Consider the following 7,716-nt stretch of genomic DNA (forward strand, 5'->3'; position numbering starts at 1 on the left):
GCGACGCCTGCGCCGCCCGTCGCGCCGGGACGGGGCCCGGGCGGGTGGCGCCCACCAGAGGTGTGCCGGTGCGCGCGGCCGGGCGGGGGCCGTCGGGCCTGCCGGGACGGCGACACCCGCGCGACCGGGGAGGGCGGCGCGGCACCACCGCGCCTGCCCGGCCGCGACGGAGCAAGGGCGGGCGGAGGCGTGCCGTTACGGGCAGCCGGCGAAGGCCAGCGGGCGCCCGGACGGCGCGGCGACGCCTGCGCCGCCCGTCGCGCCGCGACGGAGCCCGACGGGCGGCGCCCACCAGAGGTGTGCCGGTGCGCGCGGCCCGGGGCCGTCAGGCGCCTCCCGGCGCGGAGTTGCGGCCGCGCCTCCGCGCCCGACGGCCCGCAGTCGGCGGCCAGAGCGCGCACCGGTACGCGCCCGGCGGGGACCGGCGGGCGCCCGACGGCCCGCGCACGGTGGCACCGAAGGCGTGCCGGAACGCGTTCGCCGCGGGGGACGGGGCCCGGTGGTCGCGGGGCGGCCGGACGGGGAGAGGCGCAGCTCCCCGGCGGGTGTCCCGGCCCCCGCGGGGGTCAGGAGCGGAGGATGAAGGAGCCCGGGGGTGTGCGGAGGGGCTCGTGGAGGGCGACGAGGAGCTTCTCCAGGCCGCTGACGTGGCCGAGCGCGGCCTGGCCTGCGGCCGGGGGCGCCGGTGCGGCGGTGGCCGAGGGCTCCGGCTCCGCGGCGGGGCCGGCGGTGCCGGGGCCGGTCAGGCGCTCCACGGCCGCCTCCACGCGCCAGCAGGCGGCGGCGAGCCGTTCGTCGTGTCCGGCGGCCGGGTCGGCCGCCACGGCGACGAGTCCGCGGACCTCCTCGGCGCACTCGTCCAGGAGGGCGAGAACCCGGCGGGCCCGCTCCTTGCGGCCACGGAAGGGGCTCAGGGGGTGGACCAGCGGGGCGAGGGAGAGCCGTACGCGGCCGAGGAGCAGTTCCAGTTCGGCGGCGTGCGGAGCCGGGTCGGCGTCGGGGTCGCCGGCGAGCCGCCGCAGCGAGACGGAGGTGGCGGCGCGAACGCCCCGCAGGGAGCGCTGGATCCAGGCGTCATTGATGGCGTGGGTGCTGACGGGGAGGATGAGCAGCACGGCGAGCGCCGCGCAGACGGCGCCGACGGCGGTCTCCTCCAGCCGCAGGAGCAGCAGCGCCGGGTCGAGGACGCCGAGGAGCCCGTACAGCAGACCGGCCATGAGGGTGACGGCGAGCATCATCCAGCTGTAGGAGACGGGCGCGGTGTAGAAGATCCCGAAGACGCAGAGGGCCACCAGGGCGGCGGTGGGGGCCACCGCCCCGTCGAGCGGGATGGCGACGACCATGCCGACGGCGATGCCGATGACGGTACCGAGCACCCGGCGGAAGCCACGGACGAGCGTCTCGCCGCGCGACACCGTGTTCACGAAGATCCACCAGGTCGTGCCGACGGCCCAGTACCAGCGGTCGGCCGAGAGCAGCTGGCCGATCGCGAGGGCGACGGCGCACGCCACGGCGGCCTGGACGGCCTGCCGGGTGGTCACGCGCGCGAGGCCGGTGCCGGGGAGCGGCGCGGGCGCGGCCGGCGGCGGCGTACGGCGCTCCAGCGGCCACAGGACGAACCGCACGGCGCCTGCGGCGGCGAGCGAGAGGGCCACGGCGGCGTAGAGCTCGGGCAGCTGGCCCGGCACGGCGTGCAGGAACTGTGTCGTGAAGAAGTTCATGAACGCGAAGATCCCCAGCGCGTGGCCGCGCGGGCCCCAGCGGCGGGCGTAGACGCCGCAGAAGACGACGAGGAGGAAGGCGGTGTCCCGGAGCAGGGTCAGGTCGTGCAGCGCGGTGGCCAGGGCGAGGACCGGGAAGCCGGCCACCGGCAGGAGGAGCGTGGTGACGGCCTGGGCGCGGACGGTGGAGTCGGTGACCGTGAACAGCGCCAGCAGGGCCGCCAGCCCCCCGGTGATGGAGGCGGACAGGGAGAGCCCCGCCAGCTCGGTGAGCGCCACGGCCAGCGCGATGCCGAGAACGGCACGCGACGCGTTCCTCAGTCGGGCGAGCCCCGGATCCGGAGCCACGAACATCCTCTTCACGGCGGTCTGCCGCCCCCTCGTGTGTTGCCGTTCGCCCTCCCGCGCGTGGTCCCGGGGTGGGGGAGCGCGCGGGCACGACGAAGGCGCCGCGCTCCGGACCGGCCTCGTCGCCGCCCCGGCGCCGCGCGGCGCCGAAAGTACCTGGATACGGCAAGGAAACCATCCCGGCGACCTATGGCTCAACACAACGGCGTTCGACTGGGCCAATGGTCCACTCAGGGCCGGGCACATCGGACCACCAGCCGTCCAACGGCTCAGCCACCTCCCCGAGCGGGGGAGGCCGGCGCGGGGGGACGTGGGTCACGGCGGAGTCGGCCCGGGCCGACAACACCTCACGGCGCCCGCCCACCTGTCGCCCCTTCGACCCGGACCTGCCCGCCGCCCGGGCGCCGGTTTCCCCGCGACGCCCGCCCCCCCGGGGGCCCTCCGGGGCGAGGGAAACAGGACGTGTCCGGAACCTTGCCAGGCTCCTCCGCCCGCCCCTAACCTCCGACAGCAGAAAGCGCTTTCTCCCCTGCGGGGACAGGCCGGCCGGCCCTGCGCATCGGTTTCCCGCGCCCTGCACCGGGGCGCCACCGAACGGGATCACGACGACACGAATGGGGAAGACCAGCATGGGACGACCAGCCGCACGACGACTCCAGGCGACCCTGGCCACGATGACCCTCGCGGCCGCGGCCGGCGTGGCCCTGGCCATGCCCGAGGCCTCGGCCGCCGCGACGGGCACGGCCACCGGCTACGCCACCCAGAACGGCGGCACCACCGGCGGCGCGGGCGGACAGACGGTCCGGGCCACGACCGGCACCGCCATCCACGCGGCCCTGTGCAACCGGGCCAGCAGCAGCACCCCGATCGTCATCGAGGTCGAGGGGACGATCCACCACGGCAACACGAGCAAGGTCTCCGGCCCCAGCTGCAACACCGCCGACGGCGTGATCGAGCTCAAGCAGATCAGCAACGTGACGCTCGTCGGGGTCGGCAGCGGAGCGGTCTTCGACCAGCTCGGCATCCACATCCGCGAATCACGCAACGTCATCGTCCAGAACGTGACCGTCCGGAACGTGAAGAAGTCGGGCTCCCCCGTCTCCAACGGCGGCGACGCGATCGGCATGGAGAGCAACGTCCGCAACGTGTGGGTCGACCACGTCACCCTGGAGGCCTCGGGCGGCGAGTCCGAGGGCTACGACGGCCTCTTCGACATGAAGGACAACACGCAGTACGTGACGCTGTCCTACAGCGTCCTGCGCAATTCGGGGCGCGGCGGCCTCGTCGGCTCCAGCGAGACCGAGCTCTCCAACGGCTTCATCACCTACCACCACAACCGCTACGAGAACATCGACTCCCGGGCCCCCTTGCTGCGCGGCGGCATCGCCCACATGTACAACAACCACTACCTGCGCCTGAACGAGTCCGGCATCAACTCGCGCGCCGGAGCGCGCGCCAAGGTGGAGAACAACTACTTCGAGGACTCGAAGGACGTCCTCGGCACGTTCTACACCGACGCCACCGGTTACTGGCAGGTCGCCGGCAACACCTTCGACAACGTCACCTGGTCCGCCCCCGGCACCGACTACACCCCGGCCGGACCGGACCCGCGCTCCACCACCACGGTCACCGTCCCGTACGCGTACAGGTCGGACCCGGCCGCCTGCGTCCCGGACGTCGTGGCCCGGACGGCCGGCGCGCAGACGGGTCTCAAGGTGTCGGACGGCTCCTGTACGCCCCAGACGCCGACCCCCGCCCCGACGACGGCGACCCCGACGCCCACGCCCACCGCCACGGGGCCGACGGCGACGCCCACCCCGCCGCCGACGGCGACGTCGGCCCCGGGCGGCACCAACCTCAGCATCGGAGCCGGCTCCGACGGCTCCAGCAAGGCCGACGGCACCAGCTACGGGAACGTGCGGGACGGCAACCTGAGCACGTACTGGTCGCCGGCCGGGACGACGGGCCACATCTCCGTCAAGTGGGGCGCCCCCACCACCGTCTCGGCGCTCACCATCCGCGAGGCCGCCGGTTCGGCGGGCACCATCGGCTCCTGGCGGGTGCTCAACGGTGACACGGGGGCCGTTCTGAAGACGGGTACCGGGGCCGGCGCCCTCACCGTCCCCCGCACCACCCTGAGCAAGATCACCTTTGAGATCACGGGGGCCTCGGGGGTCCCGAAGGTGGCCGAGTTCGAGACGTACGCCGGATAGGAGGCCGGCCCGGCGCCCCGCGCGGCCCGGGGCCGCCGGGCCGGCTGTCCGGCCGCCGGGTCCGCCGCCCGGGCCGCCCGGCGGAATCGGGCCATTGGTACAGTCGAACTCTCTTCGGGCAGGCCAGAGGGAGGGTGACGGACCATGGCGGTGGACGAACTGGACACCCGGATCCTGCGGCTCCTCATCGAGCAGCCGCGGACGAGCGTCCGGGAGTACGCGCGGATCCTCGGGGTCGCGCGCGGCACCGTGCAGGCGAGGATCGACCGCCTGGAGCGGGACGGGGTGATCACCTCCACCGGGCCGGTCCTCTCGCCCGCCGCGCTCGGCCATCCGGTGCTCGCCTTCGTGCACGTCGAGGTCACGCAGGGCCATCTCGACGAGGTGGGCGACGCGCTCGCGGCCGTACCGGAGATCGTGGAGGCCTTCTCGATCACCGGCGGCGGCGATCTGCTGACGCGGGTGGTCGCCCGGGACGCCGGGCACCTGGAGGACGTGATCCAGCGGCTGATCCAGCTGCCGGGCGTGGTCCGCACCCGTACCGAGATCGCGCTGCGCGAGCGCGTACCGCACCGGCTGCTGCCCCTCGTGGAAGCGGTGGGACGGCGTACGCGGCCCGGCCCCGACCGTCCCGCGCGTCCCTGACCTCGCGGCTCCCTCCCCCTTCCCGTTCCCGGTTCCTCCCCGCGCGCGGGACTCCTCCGCTTCGTGGCTTGCTCCCAGCGGAATGGCAGATGCGACGAGATGTGGCGGCGAGGATTGCAGATGGGAGCCGGGGCGGCCTAGCGTGGCGCGCATGCAGTCCTACACGATCGGTCAGGCGGCGCGGCTCCTGGGCGTGAGTCCCGACACCGCGCGCCGCTGGGCCGACGCGGGCCGGGTGGCGACCCATCGCGACGAGAACGGCCGGCGCCTCATCGACGGCCGCGACCTGGCCGCCTTCTCCGTCGAAGTCGCGCAGAGCGCCGACCGGGGCGACGAGGAGGAGCCGTACACCTCCACCCGCAACGCGTTCCCCGGGATCATCACCGGCATCAAGCTCGGTGACATCGCCGCGCAGGTCGAGATCCAAGCCGGTCCCCACCGGCTCGTCTCGCTCCTCACCCGGGAGGCGGTCGAGGAGCTGGGGCTGGAGGTCGGCATGCGGGCGACCGCCCGCGTGAAGTCGACCAGCGTGCACATCGACCGCGTGTGACCCGCCCGGCCGGAGCCACGGTCCGCCGCCCGGCCCTCCCGGGGACACGGGCGCCCGGCCGCCGCCCTCCCGCACCCGCCTCCAGGAACGAACGATGACACGCCCGCACCTCCGCCGTACGGACGCACCCCGCGCCGCCGGCCCCCGCACCCCTCTCGCGCTCGCCGTGCCCGCGCTGCTCGCCGTCGCCCTGCTGGTGCTGCCGCTGGTGGGCGTGCTCGTCCGCACCGAGTGGGGCTCGCTCGGCGCGCACCTGACCGGGCCGGGCACGGTCGAGGCCCTCCGCCTGTCCCTCGTCGTGTCCTTCTGGGCGCTCGCGCTGTCGCTGGTCCTGGGGGTGCCGCTGGCCTGGCTGCTCGCCCGGGTGCCGCTGCGGGGCAAGGCGTTCGTCCGCTCCCTGGTCCTGCTGCCGATGGTGCTCCCTCCCACGGTGGGCGGGGTGGCGCTGCTGCTGGCCTTCGGGCGGCGCGGGATCCTGGGCCCGTGGCTGGAGGAGACCTTCGGCGTCACGCTGCCCTTCCACACCTCGGGCGCGGTCCTCGCGGCCACCTTCGTCGCGATGCCGTTCCTGGTCATCAGCCTGGAGGGCGCGCTCGGCGGGCTGCGCCCCCGGTACGAGGAGACGGCCGCGTCCCTGGGCGCCTCGCCGCTCCGGGTCTTCCTCACCGTCACCCTGCCGATGGTCGCCCCGGGGCTGCTCGCCGGGGCGGCGCTCACGTGGGCGCGGGCACTGGGCGAGTTCGGCGCCACCATCACCTTCGCCGGCAACCTGCCGGGCACCACACAGACGCTGCCGCTCCAGGTGTACCTGCTGCTCCAGGAGGACCCGGAGGCGGCGACGTCCGTCTCCCTGCTGCTGCTGGTGATCGCCATGGCCGTGCTCGTCGCGCTGCGGGGGCGGTGGACCGGATCGCCGGCCCCGCGCCGTACCTCCCCTCCCCCGGCACCGGACGGGACCGGGGCGGAGACGCGGGAAGCGGGAACGGGAACGGGAACGGGAGAGGCGGGCGCCGGGGCCGCTGCGGACGGCGGGCGCTGGTCCCTGCACGCCGAGGTCCACGGCTTCACCGAATTGACCCTCGACGCCGCTCCCGGCACCACGATCGCGGTCGTCGGCCCGAACGGCGCCGGCAAGACCACCCTGCTCCGCGCGCTCCTCGGTCTCACTCCCCGGGCCCGTGCCGCGCTCCGCCTCGGCGACGACGACGTGACGCCGCTGCCCCCGCACCGGCGGCAGGTGGCGTGGGTGCCGCAGGACGGGGCACTGTTCCCGCATCTGTCGTCCCTCGCCAACACCGCGTACGGCCTCCGGGCGCGCGGGGTGTCCCGGTCCGAGGCGCGGCGCGAGGCGCAGCGCTGGCTCGACCGGCTCGGCGTGGGACAGCTCGCCCACCGGCGTCCGGGCCAGCTGTCCGGCGGACAGGCCCAGCGGGTCGCCCTGGCCCGGGCGCTGGCGGTCCGGCCCCGGCTGCTGCTGCTCGACGAGCCGCTCGCCGCGCTCGACCAGACGACCCGGGCGCATGTCCGGCACACCCTGCGCACGCATCTCGCCGGGTTCGGCGGGGTGTGCCTGATCGTCACGCACGACCCGGTGGAGGCGGTCTCGCTGGCCGACCGGGTGCTCGTCCTCCAGGACGGCCACACCCTCCAGGACGACTCCCCCGCCGAGGTCTCCCGTCATCCGCGCTCCCCGTGGGTGGCACGGATGCTGGGCCGCAACGCCTGGCCGGTCGCCTCGGGCGCGGCGGGCCTCACGGTGGACGGTGGCGGCGTGCTCGTCGCGGCCGAGCCGCCGCCGGCAGGGACGCGGGCCCTGGCGATCATCGCGCCCGAGGCGGTGGCCCTGCACCGGGACAAGCCCGGCGGCAGCCCCCGCAACGTCTGGCCCGGCACCGTACGCGAGATCACCGCGAGCGGCAGCCGGCTGCGGGTGCTCGTGACCTCGGACCGGGTGCCGCCGCTCGTCGCCGAGATCACCCCGCAGGCGGCGGCCGAACTGGGCCTCGCGGACGGGGTTCCGGTCTGGACCGGTGTGAAGGCGACGGAGGTGACGGTCGTCCCGCTGTGACGGCGAGGACGGCGCCGGTGCGCGGAGCAGGGGGGCGAACGGCCCGATGCGGCCCCCTGCCCCGCGGGCCTGGGATCACTCCCCTCCGGTGATCACCGGGGCGGAAGGCGGCCCCTGCCCTCCAGGCCGGGGTCCGGCCACAGCACCTACCCGTACGGCAGTGACCCGGAG

Annotated in this window: 5 protein-coding genes; 4 read left to right on the forward strand and 1 reads right to left on the reverse strand. The window is 75.4% G+C overall.

All coding sequences use genetic code 11. The features are described from left to right. Positions 1 to 566: 566 nt before the first annotated feature. Complete coding sequence (locus tag RIF68_RS19800) at positions 567 to 2,075, reverse strand: FUSC family protein (RefSeq protein ID WP_309052622.1); 1,509 nt, start codon at positions 2,073 to 2,075, stop codon at positions 567 to 569. A 623-nt stretch (positions 2,076 to 2,698) separates the two neighbouring features. Between RIF68_RS19800 and RIF68_RS19805 the strand changes: the two genes are divergently transcribed. From RIF68_RS19805 to RIF68_RS19820, 4 genes are all read left to right on the forward strand, one after another. After that, complete coding sequence (locus RIF68_RS19805) at positions 2,699 to 4,282, forward strand: pectate lyase (protein WP_309052618.1); 1,584 nt, start codon at positions 2,699 to 2,701, stop codon at positions 4,280 to 4,282. A gap of 144 nt (positions 4,283 to 4,426) precedes the next feature. After that, positions 4,427 to 4,927, forward strand: coding sequence for an Lrp/AsnC family transcriptional regulator (locus RIF68_RS19810; RefSeq protein ID WP_309052619.1), 501 nt, complete (start codon positions 4,427 to 4,429; stop codon positions 4,925 to 4,927). Positions 4,928 to 5,078: 151 nt separating this feature from the next. After that, complete coding sequence (locus tag RIF68_RS19815; RefSeq protein ID WP_309052620.1) at positions 5,079 to 5,477, forward strand: helix-turn-helix transcriptional regulator; 399 nt, start codon at positions 5,079 to 5,081, stop codon at positions 5,475 to 5,477. 94 nt (positions 5,478 to 5,571) lie between these two features. Next, entirely contained in the window at positions 5,572 to 7,545 is a 1,974-nt protein-coding gene (locus tag RIF68_RS19820) for an ABC transporter permease (RefSeq protein ID WP_309052621.1), read from the forward strand. Positions 7,546 to 7,716 lie beyond the last annotated feature (171 nt).

This window comes from Streptomyces sp., from assembly GCF_031178505.1.
Classification (GTDB): Bacteria; Actinomycetota; Actinomycetes; order Streptomycetales; family Streptomycetaceae; genus Streptomyces; species Streptomyces gulbargensis.

Excerpts from the sequence above, each read along its gene's own strand:
- RIF68_RS19805 (WP_309052618.1), top strand. The coding sequence starts at position 2,699 with ATGGGACGACCAGCCGCACGACGACTCCAGGCGACCCTGGCCACGATG.
- RIF68_RS19800 (WP_309052622.1), bottom strand. The coding sequence starts at position 2,075 with ATGTTCGTGGCTCCGGATCCGGGGCTCGCCCGACTGAGGAACGCGTCG.
- RIF68_RS19810 (WP_309052619.1), top strand. The coding sequence starts at position 4,427 with ATGGCGGTGGACGAACTGGACACCCGGATCCTGCGGCTCCTCATCGAG.
- RIF68_RS19815 (WP_309052620.1), top strand. The coding sequence starts at position 5,079 with ATGCAGTCCTACACGATCGGTCAGGCGGCGCGGCTCCTGGGCGTGAGT.
- RIF68_RS19820 (WP_309052621.1), top strand. The coding sequence starts at position 5,572 with ATGACACGCCCGCACCTCCGCCGTACGGACGCACCCCGCGCCGCCGGC.